Origin of the sequence: Flavobacterium sp. C4GT6 (assembly GCF_036347315.1) — a bacterium.
Lineage (GTDB): Bacteria > Bacteroidota > Bacteroidia > Flavobacteriales > Flavobacteriaceae > Flavobacterium.
Window position 1 is genome coordinate 154042 of record NZ_JAZGZU010000002.1, and the last position, 26079, is coordinate 180120.

The 26079-nt window shown below is 33.5% G+C and carries 25 protein-coding genes; 17 read left to right on the plus strand and 8 right to left on the minus strand.

Annotation, left to right across the window (positions count from 1 at the left end):
* The first annotated feature begins 2 nt into the window (after window positions 1–2).
* The 12 genes from V3Z67_RS02960 to V3Z67_RS03015 all read left to right on the plus strand — a co-directional run bounded on the left by V3Z67_RS02960 (window position 3) and on the right by V3Z67_RS03015 (window position 13522).
* Entirely contained in the window at window positions 3–575 is a 573-nt protein-coding gene (locus V3Z67_RS02960; protein ID WP_330441895.1) for an acyltransferase, read from the plus strand.
* A 15-nt stretch (window positions 576–590) separates the two neighbouring features.
* Complete coding sequence (locus V3Z67_RS02965; protein WP_330441896.1) at window positions 591–1616, plus strand: Gfo/Idh/MocA family protein; 1026 nt, start codon at window positions 591–593, stop codon at window positions 1614–1616.
* Window positions 1606–2886 carry a lipopolysaccharide biosynthesis protein gene (locus V3Z67_RS02970; protein WP_330441897.1) on the plus strand — a complete coding sequence of 427 codons (1281 nt, stop codon included), beginning with the start codon at window positions 1606–1608 and terminating at the stop codon, window positions 2884–2886. The genes V3Z67_RS02965 and V3Z67_RS02970 overlap by 11 nt, the downstream gene beginning before the upstream one ends.
* Window positions 2879–3478 carry an acyltransferase gene (locus tag V3Z67_RS02975; RefSeq protein ID WP_330441898.1) on the plus strand — a complete coding sequence of 200 codons (600 nt, stop codon included), beginning with the start codon at window positions 2879–2881 and terminating at the stop codon, window positions 3476–3478. Before V3Z67_RS02970 ends, V3Z67_RS02975 begins: the two co-directional genes overlap by 8 nt.
* Window positions 3479–3484: 6 nt before the next feature.
* Complete coding sequence (locus tag V3Z67_RS02980; RefSeq protein WP_330441899.1) at window positions 3485–4720, plus strand: glycosyltransferase; 1236 nt, start codon at window positions 3485–3487, stop codon at window positions 4718–4720.
* A complete protein-coding gene (locus tag V3Z67_RS02985) occupies window positions 4720–5868 on the plus strand; it encodes a hypothetical protein (protein ID WP_330441900.1) in 1149 nt (382 codons plus the stop codon). The genes V3Z67_RS02980 and V3Z67_RS02985 overlap by 1 nt, the downstream gene beginning before the upstream one ends.
* A gap of 55 nt (window positions 5869–5923) precedes the next feature.
* Window positions 5924–6730, plus strand: coding sequence for a glycosyltransferase family 2 protein (locus tag V3Z67_RS02990; RefSeq protein ID WP_330441901.1), 807 nt, complete (start codon window positions 5924–5926; stop codon window positions 6728–6730).
* Window positions 6727–7638, plus strand: a complete 912-nt coding sequence (locus V3Z67_RS02995) for an NAD-dependent epimerase/dehydratase family protein (RefSeq protein WP_330441902.1) — start codon at window positions 6727–6729, stop codon at window positions 7636–7638. Before V3Z67_RS02990 ends, V3Z67_RS02995 begins: the two co-directional genes overlap by 4 nt.
* A complete protein-coding gene (locus tag V3Z67_RS03000) occupies window positions 7635–8183 on the plus strand; it encodes a sugar transferase (RefSeq protein ID WP_330441903.1) in 549 nt (182 codons plus the stop codon). The genes V3Z67_RS02995 and V3Z67_RS03000 overlap by 4 nt, the downstream gene beginning before the upstream one ends.
* Before the next feature lie 111 nt (window positions 8184–8294).
* A complete protein-coding gene (locus V3Z67_RS03005; protein WP_330441904.1) occupies window positions 8295–10241 on the plus strand; it encodes a polysaccharide biosynthesis protein in 1947 nt (648 codons plus the stop codon).
* 105 nt (window positions 10242–10346) lie between these two features.
* Window positions 10347–11123, plus strand: a complete 777-nt coding sequence (locus tag V3Z67_RS03010) for a polysaccharide biosynthesis/export family protein (protein ID WP_330441905.1) — start codon at window positions 10347–10349, stop codon at window positions 11121–11123.
* Between the two features lie 2 nt (window positions 11124–11125).
* A complete protein-coding gene (locus V3Z67_RS03015) occupies window positions 11126–13522 on the plus strand; it encodes a GumC family protein (protein ID WP_330441906.1) in 2397 nt (798 codons plus the stop codon).
* Window positions 13523–13558: 36 nt separating this feature from the next.
* Here the strand turns inward: V3Z67_RS03015 and V3Z67_RS03020 are convergent, their stop codons facing one another.
* The 3 genes from V3Z67_RS03020 to V3Z67_RS03030 form a co-directional block, all read right to left on the minus strand.
* Window positions 13559–14296: a tyrosine-protein phosphatase gene (locus tag V3Z67_RS03020; protein WP_330441907.1), complete on the minus strand. Its 738-nt coding sequence runs from the start codon at window positions 14294–14296 to the stop codon at window positions 13559–13561.
* Between the two features lie 76 nt (window positions 14297–14372).
* On the minus strand, window positions 14373–15497 hold the full coding sequence (locus V3Z67_RS03025; protein WP_330441908.1) for an Lnb N-terminal periplasmic domain-containing protein: 1125 nt from the start codon (window positions 15495–15497) through the stop codon (window positions 14373–14375).
* Between the two features lie 12 nt (window positions 15498–15509).
* The gene (locus V3Z67_RS03030) at window positions 15510–16496 is read right to left on the minus strand and encodes a PorV/PorQ family protein (protein WP_330442160.1); all 987 of its coding nucleotides are present in this window, start codon (window positions 16494–16496) and stop codon (window positions 15510–15512) included.
* A 181-nt stretch (window positions 16497–16677) separates the two neighbouring features.
* Here V3Z67_RS03030 and V3Z67_RS03035 point away from each other — a divergent pair, with 181 nt between their 5' ends.
* From V3Z67_RS03035 to V3Z67_RS03045, 3 genes are all read left to right on the plus strand, one after another.
* Complete coding sequence (locus tag V3Z67_RS03035) at window positions 16678–17427, plus strand: CDP-alcohol phosphatidyltransferase family protein (protein ID WP_330441909.1); 750 nt, start codon at window positions 16678–16680, stop codon at window positions 17425–17427.
* Entirely contained in the window at window positions 17420–18304 is an 885-nt protein-coding gene (locus V3Z67_RS03040; RefSeq protein WP_330441910.1) for a glycoside hydrolase family 25 protein, read from the plus strand. The genes V3Z67_RS03035 and V3Z67_RS03040 overlap by 8 nt, the downstream gene beginning before the upstream one ends.
* A 64-nt stretch (window positions 18305–18368) precedes the next feature.
* Window positions 18369–19778, plus strand: coding sequence for a hypothetical protein (locus V3Z67_RS03045; RefSeq protein ID WP_330441911.1), 1410 nt, complete (start codon window positions 18369–18371; stop codon window positions 19776–19778).
* A gap of 59 nt (window positions 19779–19837) precedes the next feature.
* Here V3Z67_RS03045 and lptB read toward each other — a convergent pair whose 3' ends face one another.
* From lptB to V3Z67_RS03065, 4 genes are read right to left on the minus strand one after another with little or no spacing between them, the layout of a single operon-like run.
* Window positions 19838–20623 (minus strand): LPS export ABC transporter ATP-binding protein, encoded by a 786-nt coding sequence (lptB, locus tag V3Z67_RS03050; protein ID WP_035129961.1) that lies wholly within the window; start codon window positions 20621–20623, stop codon window positions 19838–19840.
* Between the two features lie 23 nt (window positions 20624–20646).
* The gene (locus V3Z67_RS03055) at window positions 20647–21003 is read right to left on the minus strand and encodes a carboxymuconolactone decarboxylase family protein (protein ID WP_157482729.1); all 357 of its coding nucleotides are present in this window, start codon (window positions 21001–21003) and stop codon (window positions 20647–20649) included.
* Window positions 21004–21009: 6 nt separating this feature from the next.
* Window positions 21010–21837, minus strand: a complete 828-nt coding sequence (gene tatC / locus V3Z67_RS03060; RefSeq protein ID WP_330441912.1) for a twin-arginine translocase subunit TatC — start codon at window positions 21835–21837, stop codon at window positions 21010–21012.
* 4 nt (window positions 21838–21841) lie between these two features.
* The gene (locus V3Z67_RS03065; RefSeq protein WP_330441913.1) at window positions 21842–22807 is read right to left on the minus strand and encodes a KpsF/GutQ family sugar-phosphate isomerase; all 966 of its coding nucleotides are present in this window, start codon (window positions 22805–22807) and stop codon (window positions 21842–21844) included.
* Window positions 22808–22895: 88 nt separating this feature from the next.
* On the opposite strand from V3Z67_RS03065, the gene recQ reads away from it, so the two are divergent.
* Window positions 22896–25094: a DNA helicase RecQ gene (gene recQ / locus V3Z67_RS03070; protein ID WP_330441914.1), complete on the plus strand. Its 2199-nt coding sequence runs from the start codon at window positions 22896–22898 to the stop codon at window positions 25092–25094.
* Window positions 25095–25195: 101 nt separating this feature from the next.
* Here recQ and V3Z67_RS03075 read toward each other — a convergent pair whose 3' ends face one another.
* Entirely contained in the window at window positions 25196–25432 is a 237-nt protein-coding gene (locus V3Z67_RS03075) for a hypothetical protein (RefSeq protein ID WP_035129972.1), read from the minus strand.
* Window positions 25433–25557: 125 nt separating this feature from the next.
* On the opposite strand from V3Z67_RS03075, the gene V3Z67_RS03080 reads away from it, so the two are divergent.
* Window positions 25558–26031, plus strand: a complete 474-nt coding sequence (locus V3Z67_RS03080) for an SMI1/KNR4 family protein (RefSeq protein ID WP_330441915.1) — start codon at window positions 25558–25560, stop codon at window positions 26029–26031.
* Window positions 26032–26079: the final 48 nt, after the last annotated feature.

Here is a 26079-nt window from a genome sequence, read left to right on the forward strand (position 1 = left end):
CTATGTCGGATTTTTTTGCACATGAAACAGCTGTAGTTGATGAAGGTTGTGAAATAGGAAAAGGAACTAAAATTTGGCATTTTTCTCATATCATGCCAGGGTGTATTTTAGGTGAAAATTGTAATATTGGTCAAAATGTAGTAGTTTCTCCTAAAGTTATTTTAGGGAAAAATGTGAAAGTTCAGAACAATGTTTCTATATATGAAGGTGTTACTTGTGATGATGATGTTTTTTTAGGGCCTTCAATGGTTTTTACTAATGTAATCAATCCTCGAAGTGCTGTAAACCGTAAAAATGAATATCTAAAAACTCACGTAGGGCAAGGTGCTTCTATAGGTGCTAATGCTACTATTGTCTGCGGGCATAATATTGGCAAATATGCTTTTATCGGTGCAGGAGCAGTAGTTACTAAGGAAGTCCCTGATTATGCTTTGGTTGTAGGTAATCCTGCCAGGCAATTAGGATGGATGAGTGAATTTGGAGAGAGGCTGCATTTTAATGAAGCAGGTGTTGCAAATTGCTTGGAGAGTGGTGCAACTTATAAATTAGAAAACGATAAAGTAATAAAACTCTAAAAAAGAATTATAAAAATGAATAACAAAGTGAAATTTGCCGTAGTAGGGTGTGGTCACATTGGGAAAAGACACGCCGAAATGGTTAATAGGAATGAAGAAGCAGAATTAGTTGCGCTAATAGATACTAAAGAGAAATCTGTTTTAGGTATAAGTGATTATAAAGTTCCTTTTTTTAATTCTTTAGAAGCTTTTTTAGAGTCAGGTATTGAGGCTGATGTTATAAATATAGCCTCTCCTAATGGTTTTCATGCAAAACAGGGAATGAATGTTTTAGATGCAGGAAAGCATTTAGTGATTGAAAAGCCTATGTCATTAACAAAGAGGGATTCTGAAGCTTTGATATTTAAAGGTTTACAAAAGCATAAACAGGTTTTTTGTGTAATGCAAAACCGCTATTCTCCACCATCTGTTTGGTTGAAAGAACTTTTAGAGTCAGAAAAATTAGGTAAAATTTTTATGGTTCAGATTAATTGTTACTGGAATCGTGATGATAGATATTACAAGCCTGAGTCTTGGCATGGTAAAAAGGATTTAGACGGAGGTACTTTATTTACTCAATTTTCTCACTTTATTGATTTAATGTACTGGTATTTTGGAGATATAACAAATATTCAGGCCAAGTTTGCTGATTTTAATCATGATAAATTAACTGATTTTGAAGATTCAGGTTTTGTTTCTTTTGATTTTGTAAATGGAGGTATGGGGGCATTAAATTATTCTACTTCTGTTTGGGACAAGAACCTAGAAAGTAGTATAACTATTATTGCTGAAAACGGATCATTGAAAGTAGGTGGTCAGTATATGAATGAGGTTGAATATTGCCATATTAAAGATTATGAGATGCCTGAGCTAGCTCCTACTAATCCAGGTAATGATTATGGTGCTTATAAAGGTTCTGCCGCAAATCATCATTATATCATTGAGAATGTAATAGATGTTATTAAAGGAAGAAATACAATTACAACAAATGCTCTTGAGGGGATGAAAGTTGTAGATATGATAGAGAGAATTTATTCGTTAAAACTGAATTTTGATAAATAATAGATTACGAATTTTTTTTTCAAAGTTAAAGTCCGGAAATTTAAAAAGTATAGCGACCATGTTTACAGGGACGCTAATTTCCAGGGTTATTCCTTTTCTATTAGCTCCTGTTCTTACAAGAATTTATACACAGGAAGAATTTGGAAGGGTGGCTTTGTATTTGTCTGTCACACAGGTTTTTTCTGTTATTGCTTGCGGAAGATATGAGATGTCTATAGTTTTGCCTGAAAATAAAAAAGAAGCACTAAGCTCAATGCTTCTTTCGGTTATTATAGCATTTTTTACATCTTTTGTTTTGTTTGTTATAGTAATATTGTTTTCAACTTCTCTTAGTGTTTATTTAGAAGACCCTAAAATTGAGAAATGGTTGTATTTTTTACCTCTAAGCATTTTTTTACAGGCGACTTTTATGGCGTTAAGCTTTTATATGGTAAGGGAAAAAAAGTTCAAAGATATTGCTGTTTCGAATATTGCTAAGACGTTTGGAGCAGGACTATTACAAATACTCTTAGGAGCTGTGAAAAAAGTATATGACGGACTACTTATAGGTGAGGTTTTTTCATATTTATTCGGGAACTTTCGTTACTTAAAGCAAATAAATAAGGAAAAAGAAGTTATTAAAAGTATTACTAAGAGAGATTTAAAATCAACAGCTAAGCGATATAAAAATTTTGCATTGTTTTCTACACCTTCAATACTTTTGAATTCCCTTTCGGTAAATGTAATTAATTTTTTTATCCCCAAGTTGTATTCTTTAAGTGTTTTAGGTAATTATTCATTGTCATATAAATATATTATGTTTCCTATAACATTAATAGGTGGTTCTGTACGCGATGTTTTTTTTCAGGAACTTAATCAGGTAAAACATGAGCAGGTAAAGGCTAAGAAAGTTTTTATTAAATATTCTTTATTTTTATTTATCTCATCTTTTATTATTTGTAGCGTACTTTATTTTATAATTGAAGATTTATTTATGTTGGTTTTTGGTAAAGAATGGCAATTAGCCGGAGAAATTTCAAAAATTTTACTTCCTTTGGTAATGGTAAGGTTTTGTGTAAATCCTGTTTCAGTAGTTCTTATGGTTTATGAAAAACAAAAAATGGAATTTGTTGTCAATTCATTACTTTTTTTAGCTGGTTTAGGTGCTATTGCAATATCTGGTTTTTGTAAACATGATATAAGTATGTTTGTTACAATATTTATGGTTTTAAATGTAATTATATATATTATAGTTTATTTTTTGTTTTATAAAGTTATTAGAGATGTCTAGAAAAAAAATAAAAAAAATAATTTCAAAGTTTTCTTTTATCCCTTTAATTAAAAAATCTTTATTAAGAGGCTATTTTGACCTAGGATTTGAAACTTATATAGTAAATTCTTTTTTTCAAAAGATTCTCAGGTTTAATACTAATTTTCTATTGCATTTTACTTCTCGTGCAATTATTTCAAAAAAAATAATTATTGAAGAGCATTCTGAAAGTATTACAGTATATAGGAGTTTTGCAACTTCTGGTTCATGTTATTATCAGGCTATGAATGGTATTGAAATTGGTAAAGGAACTATATGGGCTTATGGATGTAAAATATTAAGTGCTAATCATAGTTTAGAAAAAGGTAAACTTGAAGAGCACGATATTCACAATATTCCAATAAAAATAGGGCAATACGTTTGGTTAGGTGCTGGTGTTATAGTTTTGTCAAAAGTCAAAATAGGTAACTATGCAGTAATTGGTGCTGGGTCTGTTGTAACTAAAGATATACCAGATTATGCTATAGCCGTTGGAAATCCTGCTAAAATTGTAGGATACAGATGTGAAAGATGTTTGCTTAGAAATGATTCAAGTCATAGCTGTTTAAATTAATATCAAATGAAAGTAGTATATCTTACATGGGGAGAAACTCCAAGGTCATACGGGGTTTATAATTCTCAAGTCATAGGGCAGTTTATTGAAACGAAAAAAAATATGAGGGATGCAGATTTTTTTTTCATTGCGGGCTTGCCTATTATCCATAGTGGACTAATTAGAGAGAAATGGAGGTATAAAGAAGAGTTGCTTAAAATAAAAATTCGATTAGGAAAAATACCGTTTTATAGGATTCCAATTTTTGCTCCGCAAAATTTTGTTAACTCTTCTAAAGTTACTTTTTTATTAATGCATTTTTTATCTAATATCATTCTTAAAAAAAAGCTTAAAGATATACAACCAGATGTGGTTCATTGCCGTTCTTATCATGCAGCTTTTGCAGCTTTAAAAGTAAGAGAAAAGTATAGATTAAATTACAAAATAGTTTTTGACGGAAGAGGGCTTTATCCAGAAGAGGTGGCTTTGAAAAAAAGTTATTCTGATTCAAACTCTAATTATCTTTTTTTAAAACGGATTGAGAATGAACTACTATCTAAATGTGATGTAAGTGTTGCGGTTTCAGATACAATGCAAGAGCATTATCTTCGTTTAAAGGCTAAAAAAGCTATATGTGTTTATTTAAGCTCATCTACAAGTAGATTAAGGCCAGGTCATGAAAGAATAATTAGAGAAGGAGATACAATTAACTATGGTTATGTAGGTGCTCTGTCTGATGATACATGGCATAATCCTCATGAGTTATTGAGTTTGTATAATAAAATAAGAGTTTTTGGTAAATCTAAATTAACAATAGTTACTACCTCTAACCATGAAGCTATAAGAAAATGTTTTGCAGATATTCCTGATGATGAAATTAATATAACTTCAACTAAAACAGAAGAGGAATTAAAACAGGTTTTAAAAACATTTAATTTTGGATTAATGTCATATTTTAAACCTCAAAGCAAACGTGAGGTTTTATTGGGTAATATGGTTTTAGCGGTTAAAATAGTAGAATATTTAGCAGCAGGCTTGCCTATTATTGTTAATAGATATTGTGGTGGTGCTGGAACTATCATAAAGAAATATAATTTAGGGATAGTATATGATCCTGAAACTTTTCAAGAGATTAATTCAAAAAGTATAACAGGTTTTGTTAATGATGATAAATTTGAAGAAAGAAGCAATTTAGCTAAAGAGTTGTTTGATTATGAGGTTAATGCTAGGAATTATAAAAGGATTTATAAAAGTTTGATATAATGTATATTTCAAAGTTTGGTTTAAAGTGTATTGTTTTTTTTCTTTTTTTTTCCTTTTTAGGTAGAATATTTTTTCCTTTTGGAGATGAACCGGATTTTTCTGTACGAGCTCCGCAATTAATATTTGGAGAGTATAATTTTTTAGTTCCTTATAATTATTTACAAGGTATATTACAAGAATTAAATTATAATACATATTGTGTACCCGTTGCTGGAGTTAATTCATTATGGGCCGTAATACCTGAAAATTATTGTATTGAAAGTTTTGAGCAAATTTTATTACGCTTTATAATAATAATTGTTGTGAGTTTCCCCTTATTAGTTATTATTGTATTTAGATCGAATAAACAAAATAGATTTTTTTTGATACGTAAAAATATTGAAATTGAAGTTCGAGATAAAAGATTGGATTCTATAGCTTTATCTCTTATTTTTACAGGTACTATTTATTATATAGGTTTATTGTCTGTTGAACAATTTATAATTTGCTTGGGTTTTTTTGTTTTTTTATTTAAGAATAACATTTTTGCTCTAATAGTCATATTGTTATTGTCTATATCTTTAGATTTGGGGAACTCTTCAATTATAGTCTTTTTTATAGGCTTAGAGTGGTTTTTTAAAAAAATATATAAACAAAATAATTTAAGAAAACTTTTATTTATAATTTTGTTACTTTTATCAGTAGCACTAATACTTGGAAGTACATCTCTTTTATATATTCAAAATTTACCCTTTCTTCAGGATAAAGCTAATGCAATGTATGAGATTGAGTTAGATAGAAACTTCAGAGAAAAATATCCGATTTTATTAAGACCATTTATAACATGTATAACTGCGTTTTTTATGACACCTAGTGGTGTTAAAGTTTTAGTTGTTCAATTGCTTTATTTTATTGGGTTTAGTATAGTTCTATTGAAAGTAAAAAAAGTATTGATTAAAGATTCTTTTCCCTCTTTTTTGGCATCATTAACAACAATTCTTTTTTTTGTTTTTTTGTTTCCTAATTATGCCAATGTAAAATATTATATATTTTTAATTCCGACGATTTTACTTTTTGTGTCTGAAGTATTTGATAAAAACAAGCTAGCTAATTTTTTTATAGGGATGAATTTAATCTTATTTTTTCACTTATTATTATATCGTCTATGATAATTAAAAAAGAAATAACTTATTTATTAATTTTTTTGATTAAAAGAATATCTAAATGACAGGATGTATTGTATTATATAATAATGAGAAGAAAATCTTATTAGATTGTATTAGCAGTTTTATTAATAGTGAAATAATTAGTAAATTATATTTAATTGACAACTCGCCTACTTATAAATTAAGAAACATTAGTAACGACCCTCGAATTGAGTATATCCATAATCCGTCAAACCCAGGTTTTGGAGCTGCTCATAACATGGCAATCAATAAGTCTATTAATGAGGGTGTTGATTTTCATTTTGTTATTAATCCAGATGTTTCTTTTGATAGTAATGTTATTCAAGAAATGGTTAATTATATGAAGTTGAACGAAGATGTAGGGATGATGATGCCTCAAATACTAAACTTTGATGGGACTGTTCAGAATTTACCCAAGCTCTTGCCTACACCATTCAGTATTTTGATGAGAAAGCTGAAGAGACCAAAATTTATTTATGACTCTTTTATAAATAGATATGAATTAAGAAATGTGCCGGAAGATTTGATTTATGAGGCTCCAATACTCTCAGGATGTTTTACTTTGTTTAATCTCAAAGCTCTTAAGAAAGTTGGGGGGTATGATGATAAGTTTTTTATGTATTTTGAGGATTGGGATTTGTCAAGAAGAATGAATAAAAGCTTTAAAACTGTCTATTTTCCAAAGGTATTTGTTTATCATGGTTATGAATCAGGGGCAAATAAGCATAGGCTTTTATTTAAAATATTTATTAAATCAGCTATTTATTACTTCAATAAATGGGGCTGGTTTTTTGATAAAGAGAGGGAGCTGGTTAATAAAAAAACTTTAAATCAATTTAAATGAAAGTTATAATTACTGGTATATCTGGATTTGTAGGTCAAAATCTTTTATTTTATTTGAATCAAAAAGAAATTGAGGTTCTGGAGTTGTGTTTGAGATTTCAATCTTGGTCAAATAAAATTGATATGAGTGCTGATGCAATTATTCATTTAGCAGGTAAGGCTCACGATACTAAGAATGTGAATTCCATTGATGAATATTTTAAAGTAAATAGAGACTTAACTATAAAGTTATTTAATAAATTTTTAAACTCAAATATAAAAGACTTTTTCTTTTTCAGTTCTGTAAAAGCAGCTGCTGACTCTACAGAAAGTGTTTTATTAGAAAGTATTAATGCTAATCCACAAACACCTTATGGGGTGTCAAAACTTGAAGCAGAGCAATATCTGCTTAGTCAAAAGCTTCCAAAAGGGAAAAGATTGTTCATTCTCAGACCGGTAATGATACATGGAGCACAAAATAAAGGTAACTTAAACTTATTGTATAAGGTTGTTGAAAAAGATGTGCCTTGGTTTTTGACTAAGTTTAAAAATGAACGCTCATTTTTAAGTATTGATAATCTCAATTTTATAGTATATGAGATGTTAAAAAATAAGAGTTTAGAGTCAGGTATATATAATCTTGCAGATGATCAGACAGTCTCTACTAATAAACTAATTAAAATTATTTCTCATACATTAGAGAAAAAAGCTAAATTTTGGAATATGCCTTTTTGGTTAATTAAAAGTATTGTGTGGCTAGGAAATATATTTCCTTTTTTTCCTTTGAATTCCGAACATTTGAAAAAGTTAACAGAGAGTTATGTGGTTTCTAATAAAAAAATTAAACAGGCATTAGGAATAAAAAAGTTACCTTTAACGGCTGAAGAAGGTTTGATAAAGACAATTCAAAGTTTTAAAAATAATAAATGATACGATTTTTCGATTTTCTGTTTTCATTATTTGGGCTATTAGTTTTGATGCCTGTTGGTTTGATACTATTTATAATTGGTTTGTTTGATACAGGTAAGCCTATTTTTGTACAGGAACGTGTAGGAAAAAATAAAAAACCATTTAACCTGTATAAGTTTAGGACTATGCATATAAGTACCAAATCAGTGGCTTCACATTTAGCCAGTAGAGCTTCAATTACTAAGTTTGGTGGTTTTTTAAGAAAATCAAAATTAGATGAACTGCCACAGTTGATAAATGTTTTGTTAGGCGATATGAGTCTTGTTGGACCTCGTCCTAATTTGTTTAATCAGACCGAGTTAATCGAAGAAAGGGAGAAGAGAAAAGTATATGATTATTTACCTGGTATAACAGGCTTGGCTCAGATAAACGAGATTGATATGTCAACACCTGAAAAATTAGCGATTAAAGATGCAGAGATGTTGCAAAACTTATCCCTATCAAGTTATTTTAAATATGTACTTGCGACAGTTGGGGGTAAAGGACATGGAGACCGTGTAGCGTAGTACTTGTTTGGTATAGGCAGCTTTACATTAAAGAAAAATAAAAATAAATGGAAAACACGTTATTTCATGTTTTCTGTTTAAATTAGTTATAGTTTATAAAATACTTTCAGAGTGAGTGAGAATAAAAATTATGGTTGGGCTGATTATAGGTTCTGGACATCATTACATAATTTAGGGTATTTACCGCGTTGGATTATATTACTGCTTGACTTAGTAGTAGTGTCTTTTACTGGGGTTATTTCTTATTTGCTGATAAATAGGACGGGTGTGTCTATAAAGTCAGATTTATATTTATTAAGTATACTGATTTATCTATCCATAACACTACTGTCCTTTCGTGCTTTTCGTACTTATGCAGGGATTATAAGGCACTCTTCATATATAGATGCAGTTAAGATATTTTTTGCCCAGTTTACTACGGCTTTTTTACTTTTAGCTTTTAATAGTTTGTATGAAACTATTACTGGAGATCTTATTTATCTTAATGTAGCTATATTAATTAATGCAGTGTTTTCATTCAGTTGTTTATTTTTATATAGGGTATTAGTAAAACAGGTTTTTGAAAATTACTTTAACAGTAGTAATGGTAAAAAACTGGTAAGGGCTATTATATATGGTTCTGATGCTAATGCTATTGCTGTTGCTAATGCATTGAAATCTGAAATACCTGGGCGATTCAAATTAGTTGGTTTTATAGATAAATCAAGTCATAATAAATCTAAGATGATTTTAGGCTTGCCTATCCTGCAGCATAAAAAGAAAATATCTGTCGTGATGAGAGTTTTCAATGCTGAAGCACTTGTAATCGCAGATAAGAGCCTTCTGAAAGAGGAAAAACTTGCTATTGTAGACGAATGTTTGGAATTTAATTATAAAGTTTATACGGTTCCTTTGATATCTGACTGGGAAGATCAAAAAGAAATTTCCAGAAAAATTAAAAATTTCCAAATACAGGATTTACTTGAAAGAAAACCAATAGTTCTGGATAATTATTCAATTTCTTCTCAAATTAAAAATAAAACAATACTTGTAACTGGTGCAGCAGGTTCTATAGGTAGTGAGATTGTAAGGCAGGTTTTACAGTTTAATCCTAAAAATGTTGTAATGGTTGATCAGGCAGAGACTCCATTGCATCAACTGGGACTAGAGGTGAGTAGAATGGATTCTAACACTAATATTGTTTCTATTATTAGTGATATAAGAAATAGAGGAGCTATGGAAGAGGTTTTTAGAAAATATAAGCCTCAGGTTGTTTATCATGCAGCAGCATACAAACACGTTCCTTTGATGGAGGAAAATCCTTCTCAGGCAATTTTTGTAAATGTTTTAGGGACCAAAAATATAGCTGATTTAGCTTATGAGTATAAGGTAGATAATTTTGTAATGGTTTCCACTGATAAGGCTGTTAATCCAAGCAATGTTATGGGAGCCAGTAAACGTATTGCTGAAAAATATGTTCAGGCATTACATAACAAAATGATGGTGGAGAATGGGGGCTGTTCAACGAAATTTATTACTACTCGTTTTGGGAATGTTTTAGGGTCTAACGGTTCAGTAGTGCCCTTGTTTACTAAGCAAATTGAAGCAGGAGGTCCAATTACCTTAACGCATCCTGATATTATACGATACTTTATGACCATACCTGAGGCCTGTCAATTAGTATTAGAGGCGGGAGCTATGGGTAAAGGAGGTGAGATTTATATATTTGACATGGGTAAGCCGGTTAAGATTATAGATCTTGCGAAAAAAATGATTCGTTTAGCAGGTTTTATTCCAGATAAGGATATTGAAATCAAGATAATTGGATTAAGGCCAGGAGAGAAGTTGTATGAAGAACTATTGAATGACACTTCAAAAACATTACCTACGCATCATGAAAAAATTATGGTAGCTCAGGAAGTTTTTGATGATTTTATTTGTTTAGGGCATCAGGTAGATGATTTGATAGTAACAGCTTCAGGCTATTTAGTTGAAGAAGTAGTTTTTAAAATGAAACAAATTGTTCCTGAGTTTATTAGCATGAATTCTGAATTTGCTACTCTTGATAAAAAGGGCTAAAATCCCCTTTTAACTAATTATTCATTTTTTTGCATGCAAAAAAAATTATCTTTGCGCTAAATTAACCAATGTTTTCTTCTTAGAAAAAAATATCATACCATAAAAATGATAAGAAAGATATTACTTTTTTTTATTGCAGCACTTTTATTTACTTCATGTGTCCCTAGGGAAAAACTAGTGTACTATCAAAATTTACCATCGTTTGAAGATGCTCAACAAAATTTTGAAACACGAATAAAAGCAGACGACTTATTGATGATAGTTGTTTCAGCTCCTGATGGTGCTGCAAAGGATTTTAATTTACCAATAACTGGGGTTACCGGTACGACTACTTTTAGTGGTAGTATAGATATTGCATCTTCTCAACAAAGAGTTCAGGCGTATACAGTAAATAAAAACGGTGAAGTTCAGCTGCCGGTTTTAGGTACTTTGAAAATAAGTGGGCTTACAAAGGAAGAGGCTCTTGAGATGTTAAAAGAAAAATTATCTGTTTACCTTAAGGAATTTACAGTTAATTTGAGGATTGTTAACTTTAAAGTTACCGTTGCAGGAGAGGTTGTTAGACCTGGTTTGGTTTCTATTCAAACAGAGAGACTTACTTTGCCTGAGGCAATAGCTGCTGTAGGTGATATGACTATTTATGGTAAAAGGGATAATGTTTTAGTTATTCGTGAAATTGATGGTGTTAAGACCTACAATTATATAGATATGACTAAAGCTGATTTTATTAATTCACCTTTTTATTATCTTAGTCAAAATGATTATGTGTATGTAGAGCCAAATAAAACCAGAATAAACTCATCAGGTGTTGGTCCTAATGTAAGTGTACTTATATCAGCAACTTCAATATTGATTTCTCTCATAGCTATATTAACTAGATAAAGATGCAAAATAATAATATTCCTGTTTTGACAGAAAATGAAAATGAGACTGGTTTTGATATAAGAGCGCAGTTGGATAAGTATTTGGTGCATTGGAAATGGTTTACTGTTAGTGTTGTAGTTTGTCTTTTTTTAGCTTTTATATATTTAAGATATTCAACTCCCGAATACAGTATTTCGGCTACTATTCTTATTAAGGATGAAAAAAAAGGCGGTGCAACAAATGAATTGTCAGCACTTAGTGAACTTGGTTTAATGTCAAGTAATAGTAATGTTGATAATGAAATAGAGGTTTTAAAAGCACGTACTCTTGTTGAAAATGCAGTTAAAAATCTAAATTTTAATATTACATACTATAACAAGGGTAATATTAAAACATCTGAGGCGTATAAAAATTCATATGTAAAAGTCAACTTTTTTAATACAGCCCAGAACTTTTTTCAAACCGATACTTCTTTTGTCGTTAAAACTATTTCTGATCTTAAATATGAATTGTTAGATTCTGAAGGAGAGAAAGTTGGCGTTTATTCTTATGGGAAATCATTACCAACAAAATTTGGTAATATGGTTGTAACCGTAAATACAGATAGTATTTTTGGTGACAGAAACAAGAAGAAAGAGATAATTGTTAAGTTAACTCCAATAAGAAAGGTTGCTGATGCATACAGGAGCAAACTTCAGGTGAATACAGTTAATAAAATGACAAGTGTTGTTTCTTTGTCAATAACTGATAGAGTGCCTCAAAAAGGAGAAGACTTTCTTGATACTCTTATTAGTATTTACAATAACGATGCAGTAAAAGATAAAAACCTTGTAGCCACTAATACCGAAAAGTTTATTAATAAGAGGCTGGAATCCTTAACAAAAGAGCTTGATACTGTTGAGAGAGATGCAGAAGGTTATAAAAGAGGAGAGAGGCTTACAGATATCTTTTCTGATGTAAAACTGTCTTTAACTTCGGCTGATGCTTACAGTAAAAGTGTGAACGCTAAGGCGGGTGAGATTGATGTTGTAAACTATATGATTGAGATTTTAGATAGTGCTGATAATAATAGTACTATGCCAACCAATCTTATGCCTGAAGGAGATGCAGCCTCAATGATTAATGAGTATAATGAACTGGTTCTTCTAAAAACAAGACAGTCTGAAAGTATGACTGTTGAACACCCCCAAATGATTGCTATCGATGCTCAACTTGAAGGATTTAGAGAGAGTATTAAAAAGAGTTTAACTAATTTGTTGTCTTCTCTTAAAATAGCTAAAAAGAATCTGGAAATACAAGAAGATGCGATGGAGGGAAGAGTGGGGCAGGCTCCTCGTCAAGAAAGGCAGTACAGGGTTATTGAAAGGCAAAAAGAAGTAAAAGAAGAATTGTATTTATTTTTACTAACAAAAAGAGAAGAGAACGCTATTACTTTGGCAGTGACTTCTCCTAATGCTAAAATAATAGACCCTGCTTTTGCTAAAGATAAACCTGTTTCGCCAAAAAGCAATGTTATCTTGATGGCAGCTTTGGTTTTAGGTTTGATAATTCCATTTTTGATAATCTATTTAAAGGAACTTTTGGATACTAAGATTCATAGTAATGCCGATCTTGATCATTTAACGGTTCCTTTTCTGGGAGATGTGCCGAGGTCAGAAACGAGTAGTGAGCTGGTTAACCTTCATGGTCGATCAGGTACAGCTGAGGCATTAAGGATTATTAGAACAAATATGGAGTTTATGCTTAATAATGTGCCTGAAGGTATTGCTAAAACCATTTTTGTTACATCTACTATACCAAAAGAAGGTAAAACGTTCGTGTCGGTTAATTTGGCTACAACTATAGCTATGACAGGTAAAAAAGTACTTCTTATAGGTATGGATATACGTAATCCTAAGTTAGATGAGTATGTGAATATACCTTCTAAAGGACTTACAAATTATTTATCTTCGCCTAACGGAGCAAATCTTAATGATTACATTGTTAAGTATGGAGATTTTGAAAATTTCTATATACTTCCTCCTGGTATAATACCTCCAAACCCTGCTGAATTACTTATGGGGAAACGTGTGGTTGAAATGTTTGAAAAACTTCAAAAGGAGTACGATTACATTATAGTTGATACGGCTCCTGTTAGTTTGGTTACCGATACTATAATTATTGCTCATTTGGCGCATTCATTCATTTATGTATCAAGAGCGAATTATCTTGATAAGAGGATGCTTGTTATTCCGGAAAATATGTACAAAGAAGGTAAGCTTCCAAACATGGCTCTTGTTCTTAATGATACCGATAGGAAAACAGGTTACGGTTATGGTTATGGTTACGGTTATGGTTACGGCTATGGCTATGGTGCCGATATGGATGTGTCTAAATCAAGCTGGAGAGATAAAATCTTTGGAAAGAAAAAGCTTTAAGCTTTATTATATAAAAGTATAAAAACAATGCCTTCTTTAAAATTTAAAGAAGGCATTGTTTTTTAAGGCATCTTTCAAAGCATCGTGCTTTTTAAAAGGTATTTTGCTTTTAAAAGCTGTGGCGTGTTTCATGTGGTGTGTGTCTGATCCCGTAAAATCAATTAGCTTTTCGCTTAAAAGCCTTTCAGCTGTTTTTAAAACACCTTCTCCATAATACCCGGTAACTGAAAGCAGATTTAACTGAAATAGGCATCCAGCTTTTTTAAGTCTGTAGTATTCTTCAAACTTTGAATGGTAAAACAGGTAACGTTCAGGGTGGGCTAGTACAGGTTTATAGCCTGCTACCTGTAGTTCAAATAGAATGTCGTAAAGGTTAATTGGCGGGTTAATGTATGACATTTCAACCAGTACATAGTTATCCTTGAGTGTTAGGAGTGATTCTGATTTAAATAATTCAACAAAGGTATCATCCATTAAATGCTCAGCTGCGGCTTTAAAAGGTAATGTTATATTTTCTTCTCTTAAAAAAGAAAGGGTGCTTTCTTCTTTTTGTAATATTCCTTCTTTAGTGTTGTTCCATACTCCCGGTAGTATATGCGGTGTAGCAGTGAACTGCGAGAACCCGTATTCTTTTAAAGTATTGATGAGTAAAATAGTGTCATTTTCGTCTTTAGCGCCATCGTCTATTCCGGGTAATAAATGCGAGTGTATGTCTACATAGCCGTCAGGGATTAAATCTGCCAGGGCTACCTTTGGTTTATTGAAAAATAGCAAGGTATTAGGTTTAAAATTAATGTTGTAAAATTAATATAAAACACTAATTCTAAATGATACAGTTTGTTAAAATGTGCTAATTGGTAGTAAGGGCTGATTTCAATTTTCGTGTCAGTGTTACTAAGTTTACTAATAACAGAGGCAGCATAAGCCAAATATGTACTTTAGTTATTGTTAGTGCCAGATAAACTACGAAAAGGATAAATGATATGTATATTAGCCTTTTTAAGAGAGTTTTTCTCTTTTTTGGACTGGTAATGGCTATAATTATAAAAAGTGGATTAAACAGTAGTATATTGTAGTTTAATAACAGTTCGTTATGACTGGAATATAAACTCACAAAGCAAAATAGTAATCCCATAAGGCCTGCAAATACCAAATAAGTATTATAGCCTGCTTTTTTAATAGTAAGGATTAGCAGTACAAGTGCTAAAAGGATATAGCTGTAAAAACTGTTTAGAAAAGAAAAGCCTGTGGTTAGTTCTGTTTTGTCAACTATAGTTATTGTTGCCTTTGCTAAAGGCTTTCCGTTTTTTGTTTTGGTATTACTAATTCCTTCCATAAGTTCTTTAGGTAGAAATAGCTTTTCAGATGTGTTATCTGTTTTATATCCAAACAAAAGGTTTATTCCCAGGTTTTCGTAAAAATGATTATCCTGAAGATAAGAGTAAATAATCTCCCTGTATGTTTTTCCGCTGTCTGAATTTTCTAATGAAATAGGCACCTGTTTATTGACTATGTCTGCCACCATAGTGGTGCAGTTACGGTTTATGAATTTATAGGTGTAATATTTTTTATCTGAAAAAAGTATACCGTTAAGTTCGTCGGCAATTTGTTGTTTTTGATGTTGAGTAAGGTTTAATGTCTGTTCATACACGTCGCGACCGTAATACTGGTATTCATAAATAAAATCACGATAGGATGCCACTGATACAAAATATTGTAAGTCTCCTTTTACGAATTTGAGATAAAAGTTAGGTGTGTCAAAATCGAAAGTTCCGAAATTATATATTGTATTAATGTTTTTTACAGGGTCAAAAACCCTGATGGCTGTATGTCCAAATACTGAATATAGTTCGTTGCCCGGTCCACAGGTTAATACACTGATTTCGGCTTTATCTGATAAGGGGATTTGTGCAAAGGTTTTGAATGTTGATAAGCTAAAAAAAAGTAGGATTAATAAAGCTCTAAAACTTTGCATGGTGTGATTTGTTTATCTGAATATCCCCAAATCTACTTTGAGGGAAAAAATGTTTGAATATAATGCTGCACTCTGATCGCCAATGTCGGTCAATGCATAATCAACTTCTATGCCTTTGTATTTAAAACCAAGCCCAATATTAGGTTGGAAGCTTAATTTACCGTTGCCGTCAATTTCCCTTATGTTTTGGAAATTACCAACTCCGCCTCTAAGGTAAACGATGTCAATATAACCAAATTCAAAACCAAAAGCCGGATCAAAACTGATTGACTCAGTAGATACCAAGTCATTAGTTTGGGTAAACTGCATATTTAAATTAGCCGATGCTAATATACTATAATCGTACCGTATTATGAATTTTTTTGAGAAACCAAGTTGAGCTTTCGGTAGTGTAATCTCGTTGGTTTCCGGTAATTCCTGATTTTCACCCGGTATGGCATCACTAATAGTTTGGAATTCCTCTTCATCAATATTCCAAACGTTATATGTAGTGGTTATATCCCTAAGCATTAAGCCGAATTTCCAGTTGTCTTTAGTTTGGTATTGTATACCTATATCAAAACCAAATCCCCATGAGTTGGCAAAATCACCTATTATCCTTCTAATGACTTTTGCATTAATACCATACTGAAAGCCGTCTAGCGGTAATGAGCGTGCATACGATATGGTAACGCCGTAATCGGCAGCCGAGAATAGGCTTATCCTGTTGTAGTCTATATTACCTTCACTGTCTATTAGCTGAGTGGTATTCATAATATCATCCACACCAAATCTAATTACCGATATTCCAAAGGCACTCCTTTCGTCAATAGGCATGGCAAAAGCGGCATAGTCATATTGTGCTATATTGGCAAAATAACTGGCGTGCATAAGTGCCAGTTGTTTGTCCTTAACCTGAAGTAATCCGGCAGGATTCCAGTAGCCTGAATTAACGTCTCCGGTATGGGCTGTAACAGCGTTACTCATTCCCAGTGCAGCGGCGTCTACCCCAATGTTCATAAATTCATTAGAGTACTTCCTGACTGACTGTGCATGAGCTAAAAAGGAAAAAAGCAGTATGGGAAATATAAATTTCTTTTTCAACGCTGTTAAATTTGTGCAAATATGAAATAAAAATCTCAATTACTAAACTCTATTTCTATTAACTTATTGTGTTAACTTTGCAGTAAAATTAAATGCTATGTCTGTTAAGAAACACATTCCGAACTTTATTACGTTACTAAACCTTGCTTCTGGTTTAATAGCTCTTGTGTATGCATTCAATACCAATTTGCAAATGGCTTTCTTTTGGGTTTGCATGGGTATCTTTTTTGATTTTTGGGATGGTTTCTTTGCAAGGATACTAAAAGTTCAGGGTAAGCTTGGGCTTCAGTTAGATTCTCTGGCCGATATGGTTACCAGTGGTGTAGTGCCCGGAGTAGCGATGTATCAGCTATTGGCAAATATTGCCGATTTAACAGATGACTATAACCTATCTATCGATAATGGTTATTTAGGCTTATTACCTTATGTTGGTTTTATTATAACCCTGGCTTCCTGCTACAGGCTGGCAAAATTTAATATTGATGAGCGTCAAACCGATTCGTTTATTGGGTTACCTACACCTGCAAACGCACTGTTTATAATGAGTTTACCTGTAATATTAAACCACACAGGAGGTGAGGGTATGGTATTTGAGTTTTTAAGTAATCCGTTTATTCTGGTAGGGATAAGTTTACTGAGTGCTTACCTGTTAAATGCAGAGATTCCTTTGTTTTCGCTTAAAGTGAAATACTTTAACTGGAAAAATAATAAAATACAATTCATATTCCTTATTGTGTCGGTATTGTTGTTGTCTTTCTTCCAGTACTTTGCTATTCCGGTAATTATATTGTTTTATGTAATACTTTCTGTAATAAACAATATGACTGCTAAACAGGCTAATGGATAACAGGCAGTACAAAAAAAACTATAATAAGGCTTCCAAAAAAGCAAAGGCTATTTACCGGCAAGATAACCGAAAGGTTACACCTGGTAAAATACTTAAGTATTCTTTTTTGGTTTTACTGTTGTCTTTCGTTGTGGCGATAGGCTATCAGTACAGACATGGTTTTTTGTACTATTTAGGGTTTAAGACTAATAAGCGCATTGAGAAGCTTACTAAAGAGGAACGCAAAATTGCCGACCTGAGAATTTATGAAATAGTATCGCGCCACAAGGATAAAGTTTTTGGTTTTGATGTGTCTGAATATCAGGGTGATATTGACTGGAGTAAGGTGAAAGAAGGGAATGAGAGTTTTGCCATGAAATTCGTATTCGTTAGGGCTACTGCCGGAAAGAATAAAACGGATAAGCAATTTAAAGATAACTGGAGACAATCTGGTAAAAAAGGATTTATTCGCGGGGCATATCACTATTACAGGCCAAATGAAAACTCTATTAAACAGGCCGATAATTTTATAAAAACAGTTTCCCTTAAAAAAGGGGACTTGCCACCTGTACTTGATATTGAAAAGATACCAAGTAAACAAAGTATGGATAGCCTTAAAGCCGGGCTTAAACGCTGGTTGGATAGGATTGAGACTCACTATGGTGTTAAGCCGATTATTTACAGTGGGGAAAGCTTTTATACCGATTTTCTGAAAAAAGAATTTAAAGGCTATACTTTATGGATTGCCAACTATAGTTTTTTTGAAGAAGAAATAAGAAAGGAATGGCATTTTTGGCAATTTACAGATAAAGCCACTATTGAAGGAATAGACGGCAATGTTGATGTGAATATTTACAACGGAGATGTTGCAGCATTACATACCCTGAAACTACAGTAATTGTTTTTTGGTATATTGATTAAGAGTTTTCTATATATTTGGTTTTACCAACAAACCACAAAAAATGAAAACTACACTTATTTGCCTGCTAACACTCTTGGTTAGCTTAAAAGGTATATCTCAGGATTCCAAATTAACAGTAGCGATTTTAGGCGATCAAACGATTGCCGAAGTAAATATTGATACCGATGAGTTCATGACAGGTATTAAAGCATTAATGGATAAGGTTGAAGAGGAAGGAAACACCTTGCCGGAATCTTACAGGCTTGCTGTTGTTGTTACATTGCATAAAGATGCTGATGCAGATTTTGAGGTGTATTCTAAGCCTATGCTTGATCCTGATAAAGTTAGTGCTATGCTTAAAAAGTTAAGGGCGGTAAAAATGGGAAGGACTAAATTTATTGATTTTCCTGTAGCGATAGGTTTTAATGTGGGCAAGAATTTTGAAGAAATAGAAATTGTATCACCTTATGATAAAATAGTAAAGGAGTATGAGGAAGCTGATTTGGCTCAAAAAGTTTTACTTAATAAACAATGGGCTGCTGAACATTTACCGGTTTTAATTGCTTTTGAAAGTACAGTTGAAGATAAGTTTACGGGAGTGAAAGATTTTGGGGTTGAGTTATCAAAACTGGATTTCTCTAAAAAACAAAACATAAAAAGCCTTACCGATAATAATCATAATTACTGGGGGGCTACAATGGAGATGAGTTCGGGGAATCTTATAATACCTGTTACTAAAATCCTTATGCTAATGAGTCAGGGAGAATTTGATTATGCCTATAAGTTTGCTGAGATTTTACCTATGTTTTCAGAAAATACTGCTACAGCGACAGTTTATCTTCGGGAAATAAACCAGAGGCTTGGTATTTTTGATGATCAGTTGCAGCAGGAAATAGGGAAGGGTATTGTTCTTCATGATAAGGGGAGTTATGATGATGCTATTGCGGTTTATAAGGCTATTTTAACTCAGTACCCTAATTCTGCCTGGGCAATGTATGAGGTTTACTTTTCAGAGAATGCAAAAGGTGTTGAGACAGGTAAAGTAGAGTTGGATGACAGAGCAGAATGGGATAAGGCTAAAATTGCTATTTATGCTGCTAATCCATTATACAATATGGATGTAAGGGCTAATACATCTAAAGAAATTTATTTAATGTACAGGAGGTTTGAAATGTCTAATCTTTTTAAAGATAAAGACGAGTACTTAAATGATGTTTTTAAATATGCCGATATCGCAATGGATTTAGGGGTGTATGATTTTGCTGCTCAGTTTTTTTGGTTAACGGCTAACTATGATAAAGATGCCTCAGAGAAATCTTTATTGAGATACATGTATTGCTTGGAGAAGTTAGGGGTTAAGGATTTAAAAGATAATTTTAATTATGATTACGAGGAAGCTTTCAGAGCTATTGAAAAAGAGAAGGAAGATGAGATGAAAAGCAGTCAGGCTTATCAGAAAATGAAAAAATAATGATTTTAGTGTAAAAAGAAAGCCCGGATCAAAATCCGGGCTTTCTTTTTTATATCAGATTAAAAGTTTTCTTCATCAGGTACAGTGGACGGAGTTGTTTGTTGCTGGAAGTCCAGTTTTTTCTTCCTTAACTCAAAGTTTTGTCCCAAGTATACTTTACGTACCATTTCGTCGCTGGCAAGATCTTCGGGTACACCTGCCTTAAGGATGTCTCCCTGAAACATTAGGTAAGTCTTATCGGTAATGGCAAGAGTTTCCTGTACGTTGTGGTCGGTAATAAGAATACCTATATTTTTATTTTTTAACTGTGCTACAATACGCTGAATGTCTTCAACCGCTACCGGGTCAACACCTGCAAAGGGTTCATCTAAAAGAATAAATTTAGGGTCGGTTGCCAGTGCACGGGCAATTTCTGTACGGCGTCGCTCACCACCAGATAAAAGGTCACCGCGGTTAGTACGTATATGTTGTAGTGAGAATTCGTCTATAAGGGCTTCCATTTTGGCTTCCTGTTCTTGTTTAGACAGGTTGGTAAGCTGTAGTACACTTAATATATTATCTTCAATACTAAGCTTCCTGAAAACCGAAGCTTCCTGAGCAAGATAACCAATACCGTTTTGAGCACGTTTGTACATAGGGTAATCGGTAATATCCATATTGTCCAGGTATATCTTTCCGCTGTTAGGTTTTACAAGTCCAACAATCATATAGAAAGATGTGGTTTTTCCGGCACCGTTAGGTCCCAGTAACCCTACAATCTCTCCTTGGTTTACTTCAACCGAAATGCCTTTTACAACGCTTCGGCCTTTATATGTTTTGACTAGGTTGTCAGCTCTTAAGATCATGTCTTAAATTTCTTTTTTTAATATTATTCGCCTTGTCCTTTTTCTTCAAGTGCTTCCCAAAATTCGTAAGCTCTTCTAAGGTGGGGTACTACTATGGTTCCTCCTACCAGGGTAGCTATGCTAAGGGCTTCCATAACCTCTTCTTTGTTCAGTCCTTCTTTGTAACAGGTTTCTAAATGGTATTTTACGCAGTCGTCGCAACGTAATACTGCAGATGCCACAAGTCCCAGTAATTCTTTTGTTTTAACATTAAGAGCGCCTTCCATGTAGGCGTTTGTGTCAAGGTTAAAGATACGTTTAATTATTTTATTGTTATCGGCCAGAAGTTTGTCGTTCATTTTCTGGCGATAGTCGTTAAATTCCTGTACTATATCGCTCATCTCTAATTAAGCTTTTGTTATCTCACTTTTCTTTCCAATTCTTACAGCAATAAATATGCTCAGTTCATACAGTATTGCCAGTGGTACGGTAACTATAACCTGGCTTACAATATCAGGAGGAGTAACCACCGCGGCAACAATAAGCATAATTACATAGGCATATTTTCTGTAATTCCTCAAAAACTCAGCAGAAACCAAGCCTGTTTTTGATAGGAAGTATATAATTATAGGTAACTCAAAAATCAGACCACATGAAATAACAGTGGTTTTTATAAGGCTGATGTAAGAGTCAATGTCGATCATGTTTTCGATAATATTGCTAATGCTGTAATTACCTAAAAAGTTGATCGAAAGAGGAACAATAATGAAATAGCCAAAAAGGACTCCAAGGAAAAACAGTAATGAGGCAGAAAATAAAAATGCCATAGCATATTTACGCTCTCTGTCATAAAGTGCAGGACGTATAAATTTCCAGAATTCCCATAAAATTACCGGAAAGGCTAAAATAAAACCAGCTGTTATCGAGGTCCAAATATCGGTAGAGAACTGACCGTCCATGCGTCTACTCTGGATTTTGAAAGGCAGTTCGGTAATACAAAAACTTTTGTCTAAGTCATATTTATTTGCCAGGTCGCAAAAAAACTGGTAAGTAAGAAAGTCTCCGCTTGCCGGTGCAAATATAATATTGTCAAAAATGAATTTACTAAAGATAAAAGCTATAACACCGCAAATTAATATTGCTAATGTACTTCTTATCAGTAACCATCTCAGTTCTTCAAGGTGGTCAAGGAAAGACATTTCCCCTGCAGTTGTTTTTTTAGCGTTTTTGGCCATTTATTTATACTATTCCTTCTTTTAAAATATCATGTAAATGCAGTATGCCTTTGTACTCTTCGTTTTCCTCTACTACCAGCTGTGTGATAGCAAAATTTTCCATAGTGTTAAGAGCATCTGCAGCCATTTCTGTTGGCTTTATTGTTTTTGGGTTGTGTGTCATTATGTCTTTAGCTACAACTCCGGCAATGTTATCCCTGTCGTTAAGCATTCTTCTTATATCACCATCGGTAATAATACCTACAACTTTTTCACCTTCTAACACGGCTGTAACACCAAGTCTTTTTGCTGATATCTCAAAAATAGCCTGTTTGATACTACTGTTTGGTGATACTGCTGGTCTGTGAGTATCGTCAAGCATATCACCTACACGTAACAACAGTTTTTTGCCCAGTGCACCACCAGGATGGTATTTGGCAAAATCTTCACTTTTAAAGTTGTTAAGCTCCATAAGACATACGGCAAGAGCATCGCCTAAAACGAGCTGTGCTGTAGTGCTGTTTGTTGGCGCCAGGTTGTTAGGGCAGGCTTCACTTTCTACATACGCATGAAGTACATAATCGGATTCTTTTCCTAAAAATGAATTTTTATTGGCAGTCATGCCAATAAGTTTGTTGCCGTAACGTTTTAATAACGGAGCGAGTACTTTGATTTCAGGACTGTTGCCGCTTTTTGAAATACAAATAATCACATCTCCGGGTTGTACCATACCTAAGTCGCCATGAATGGCTTCGGCTGCATGCAGGAAAAGGGATGGGGTTCCGGTTGAGTTAAGCGTTGCAACAATTTTGCTGGCTATAATGGCGCTTTTGCCAATTCCGGTAACAACCAGTCTGCCTTTGCTCTGGTGAATTATCCCGGTAGCCTTTGCAAAGTCCTCATCAAGGTAGTTTACAAGGTTAGCAATGCTCTCGCTTTCAGTAAGTATAGTTTTTCTGGCTGAATCCAGTATTGCCTGTGTATTTATCAAGATTGTGAAATGTTTAAAAAGTTGCGCGTATTAAAGATTTTTGTATCTTTATGTTCTGCAAATTTATGTAAATTACTATTAATAAATAATGAAATCGACCGAAATTGACTTACACAAAGAGTTAAAAAAATATTTTGGTTTTAACAAATTTAAAGGTCTCCAGGAAGGTGTTGTAAAAAGTATCATAACGGGACAAAATACATTTGTTATAATGCCAACAGGTGGCGGAAAATCACTGTGTTATCAGTTGCCTGCTTTGGTGCTCGATGGAACAGCGATTGTAGTTTCCCCATTAATCGCGCTGATGAAAAACCAGGTGGATGCCATAAGGAGTCTTTCGTCAGAACAGGGTATAGCACACGTTTTAAATTCTTCCCTTACAAAAACAGAAGTGAACCAGGTTAAAAGTGATATCACTAACGGTATTACAAAGCTTTTGTATGTAGCGCCTGAATCGCTTACTAAGGAAGAATATGTTACTTTTTTAAGAGGCGTTAAGCTGTCTTTTGTAGCGATAGATGAAGCACACTGTATATCAGAATGGGGACATGACTTCAGGCCTGAATACCGTAATTTAAGAAGTATCATAAAACAGTTGGGAGATGTGCCCGTTATAGGGCTTACTGCTACTGCTACCCCTAAGGTACAGGAGGATATACTGAAAAACCTTGACATGTCTGACGCTAATGTATTTAAAGCATCATTCAACAGGCCAAACCTTTATTATGAGGTAAGGCCAAAGGCTAAAACAGTTGAGTCTGACATTATTCGTTTTATAAGGCAGCACAAAGGTAAATCGGGGGTTATTTACTGTTTGAGCCGTAAAAAGGTGGAGGAAATAGCACAGGTGTTACAGGTAAACGGTATTAGTGCTGTACCTTACCATGCCGGACTGGATGCTAAAACGCGTGCCAAGCATCAGGACATGTTTCTTATGGAAGATGTAGATGTGGTGGTGGCAACCATTGCATTTGGTATGGGTATCGATAAGCCAGACGTTCGTTTTGTAATTCACCATGATATACCAAAGTCGCTTGAAAGTTACTATCAGGAAACAGGTAGAGCCGGTCGTGACGGAGGTGAAGGGCATTGTTTGGCTTACTATTCGTATAAAGATATAGAAAAGCTGGAGAAATTCATGTCGGGTAAACCGGTAGCAGAGCAGGAAATAGGTTTTGCACTGTTACAGGAAGTAGTTGCTTATGCCGAGACTTCAATGTCAAGACGAAAATTCCTTCTTCATTATTTTGGTGAGGAATTTGACGAAGTGAATGGCGAAGGTGCCGATATGGACGATAATATTCGTAATCCTAAAAAGAAATCAGAGGCTAAAGATCAGGTGGTTACTTTGCTGGAAACGGTTAAGAACACCAAGCAGATGTATAAGTCCAAAGAAATAATATTTACACTTACCGGAAAGGTTAATGCGCTTATAAAGGCTCATAAAACCGATTCTCAGGCTTTCTTTGGGAAGGGTAAAGAATATGATGATAAGCACTGGATGGCACTTATAAGGCAGGTGCTGGTAGAAGATTATCTGTCTAAAGATATTGAAACATATGGTGTGCTTAAGCTTACCCCTAAAGGAGAGGAGTTTATTGCTAACCCTGTGTCGTTCATGATGACGGAAGATCATGACTACGGTAACGATAGTGATGATGCTATAGTGACAGCAGCAAAATCGGGTGGAGGTACTATCGATGAGGCTTTGGTAAATATGCTTAAAGACCTTCGTAAAAAGGTAGCCAAAAAACTGGGTGTTCCGCCGTTTGTGGTATTCCAGGATCCTTCGCTGGAAGATATGGCTTTAAAGTATCCTGTTAGTGTTGCTGAACTGAGTAATGTACACGGTGTAGGTGAAGGTAAGGCTAAAAAATACGGTAAGGAATTTGCCGACCTTATTGCCCGCTATGTTGAGGATAATGATATTGTAAGGCCAGATGATCTTGTAGTGAAATCTACAGGGGCTAACTCTGCACTTAAGTTGTATATTATCCAGAATGTGGACAGGAAACTTCCGTTAAGTGATATCGCCAGTGCTAAAGGCTTGGATATGGATGCTCTGCTAAAGGAAATGGAGCAGATAGTGTATTCAGGCACCAAACTTAATATCAAGTATTGGATTGATGAAATACTTGATGAAGATCAGCAGGAAGAAATCCATGAATATTATATGGAATCAGAATCTGATAACATTAAGGATGCACTTAAGGAGTTTGACGGAGATTATGATACCGAAGAGCTAAGGCTTATGCGTATTAAGTTTATAAGTGAAGTTGCTAATTAAATTAGCAATACATAAAATGATAAAAAGAAAAACCCTGAGATCTCTCAGGGTTTTCTTTTATATGATATTTAATGTTTTTAGTCTGAATTACTGACCGCTAATTACTCTTCATAGAGTTCGCCTCGATGGGGTTTGAGTGCATCGCGCACCTGTATCATGTGTTCATCGGTAACTACCATATAAGCTATGGCATGCATATCGCTTATTGCTTTAAAACCTGTAATGTTTAATGGTAGTTTTTCTATGGCTATATATTCCTTAAGGTGTATTTCATGGTGCTCGGCAGTTTTTGCTCCTGCCGGTCCTTTAAAATCCCATATCAGTTTTATTTTTCTCATTTGTAATTGTTGCGGTTAGGGAGGGTAAAGTTACAAAGTTTAGTTAATCTGTAAGGTTTTTAAAAGTGATGTAGGTTTTATTTGTTCAAACTTTTATATTTATCAGTTGACAAACCTCCGTATTTATGAAAATTGAATATTTAAAAGAGTTGGAGTTGAATCCGTATAGGCATGGAGATCCAGATATGAATAATGATCCTATTTCATTAACTGAAATTGAAAACCTTGAGCGGTTGTATAATAATGGGAAGCCTTTTCCAAAAGCGTTAAAAGAGTTACTCTTTTTGGCTGGAAAATATTGTTATGTACTTGAATATGGTGCTTTTGATTCACAACAGGAAATTCAGGATTATGTAAGAGAATTGCTGGAAGAGGATAACATATCAATACAAAGACCATTTTTTGTTATTGATGTATATAATGCAGGTAGTCAGTTTTTATATGTTTATCTTGATGAAGGGAATAATCCTGCGGTATATGAAGGATTTCATTATTTTGAAATTAATTTTAATGGATATTCGCATTTGACTTCTAGTAGTTTGCAAAAATTCATAGAGTCTCAAATAGGAGCGGTAAAACAGGGTGGAAATGCTTTTTAATCTGTTCGCTTTCCTTTTTATTACTAATCATAATTTAATACTTAGTAA

Bases quoted from the DNA above. Each gene is read 5' to 3' on its own strand.
- V3Z67_RS02960 (WP_330441895.1), top strand. From the start codon at position 3: ATGTCGGATTTTTTTGCACATGAAACAGCTGTAGTTGATGAAGGTTGT.
- V3Z67_RS02965 (WP_330441896.1), top strand. From the start codon at position 591: ATGAATAACAAAGTGAAATTTGCCGTAGTAGGGTGTGGTCACATTGGG.
- V3Z67_RS02975 (WP_330441898.1), top strand. From the start codon at position 2,879: ATGTCTAGAAAAAAAATAAAAAAAATAATTTCAAAGTTTTCTTTTATC.
- V3Z67_RS02980 (WP_330441899.1), top strand. From the start codon at position 3,485: ATGAAAGTAGTATATCTTACATGGGGAGAAACTCCAAGGTCATACGGG.
- V3Z67_RS02985 (WP_330441900.1), top strand. From the start codon at position 4,720: ATGTATATTTCAAAGTTTGGTTTAAAGTGTATTGTTTTTTTTCTTTTT.
- V3Z67_RS02990 (WP_330441901.1), top strand. From the start codon at position 5,924: ATGACAGGATGTATTGTATTATATAATAATGAGAAGAAAATCTTATTA.
- V3Z67_RS02995 (WP_330441902.1), top strand. From the start codon at position 6,727: ATGAAAGTTATAATTACTGGTATATCTGGATTTGTAGGTCAAAATCTT.
- V3Z67_RS03000 (WP_330441903.1), top strand. From the start codon at position 7,635: ATGATACGATTTTTCGATTTTCTGTTTTCATTATTTGGGCTATTAGTT.
- V3Z67_RS03010 (WP_330441905.1), top strand. From the start codon at position 10,347: ATGATAAGAAAGATATTACTTTTTTTTATTGCAGCACTTTTATTTACT.
- V3Z67_RS03015 (WP_330441906.1), top strand. From the start codon at position 11,126: ATGCAAAATAATAATATTCCTGTTTTGACAGAAAATGAAAATGAGACT.
- V3Z67_RS03025 (WP_330441908.1), bottom strand. From the start codon at position 15,497: ATGCAAAGTTTTAGAGCTTTATTAATCCTACTTTTTTTTAGCTTATCA.
- V3Z67_RS03030 (WP_330442160.1), bottom strand. From the start codon at position 16,496: ATGAACATTGGGGTAGACGCCGCTGCACTGGGAATGAGTAACGCTGTT.
- V3Z67_RS03035 (WP_330441909.1), top strand. From the start codon at position 16,678: ATGTCTGTTAAGAAACACATTCCGAACTTTATTACGTTACTAAACCTT.
- V3Z67_RS03040 (WP_330441910.1), top strand. From the start codon at position 17,420: ATGGATAACAGGCAGTACAAAAAAAACTATAATAAGGCTTCCAAAAAA.
- V3Z67_RS03045 (WP_330441911.1), top strand. From the start codon at position 18,369: ATGAAAACTACACTTATTTGCCTGCTAACACTCTTGGTTAGCTTAAAA.
- lptB (WP_035129961.1), bottom strand. From the start codon at position 20,623: ATGATCTTAAGAGCTGACAACCTAGTCAAAACATATAAAGGCCGAAGC.
- V3Z67_RS03055 (WP_157482729.1), bottom strand. From the start codon at position 21,003: ATGAGCGATATAGTACAGGAATTTAACGACTATCGCCAGAAAATGAAC.
- tatC (WP_330441912.1), bottom strand. From the start codon at position 21,837: ATGGCCAAAAACGCTAAAAAAACAACTGCAGGGGAAATGTCTTTCCTT.
- recQ (WP_330441914.1), top strand. From the start codon at position 22,896: ATGAAATCGACCGAAATTGACTTACACAAAGAGTTAAAAAAATATTTT.
- V3Z67_RS03075 (WP_035129972.1), bottom strand. From the start codon at position 25,432: ATGAGAAAAATAAAACTGATATGGGATTTTAAAGGACCGGCAGGAGCA.
- V3Z67_RS03080 (WP_330441915.1), top strand. From the start codon at position 25,558: ATGAAAATTGAATATTTAAAAGAGTTGGAGTTGAATCCGTATAGGCAT.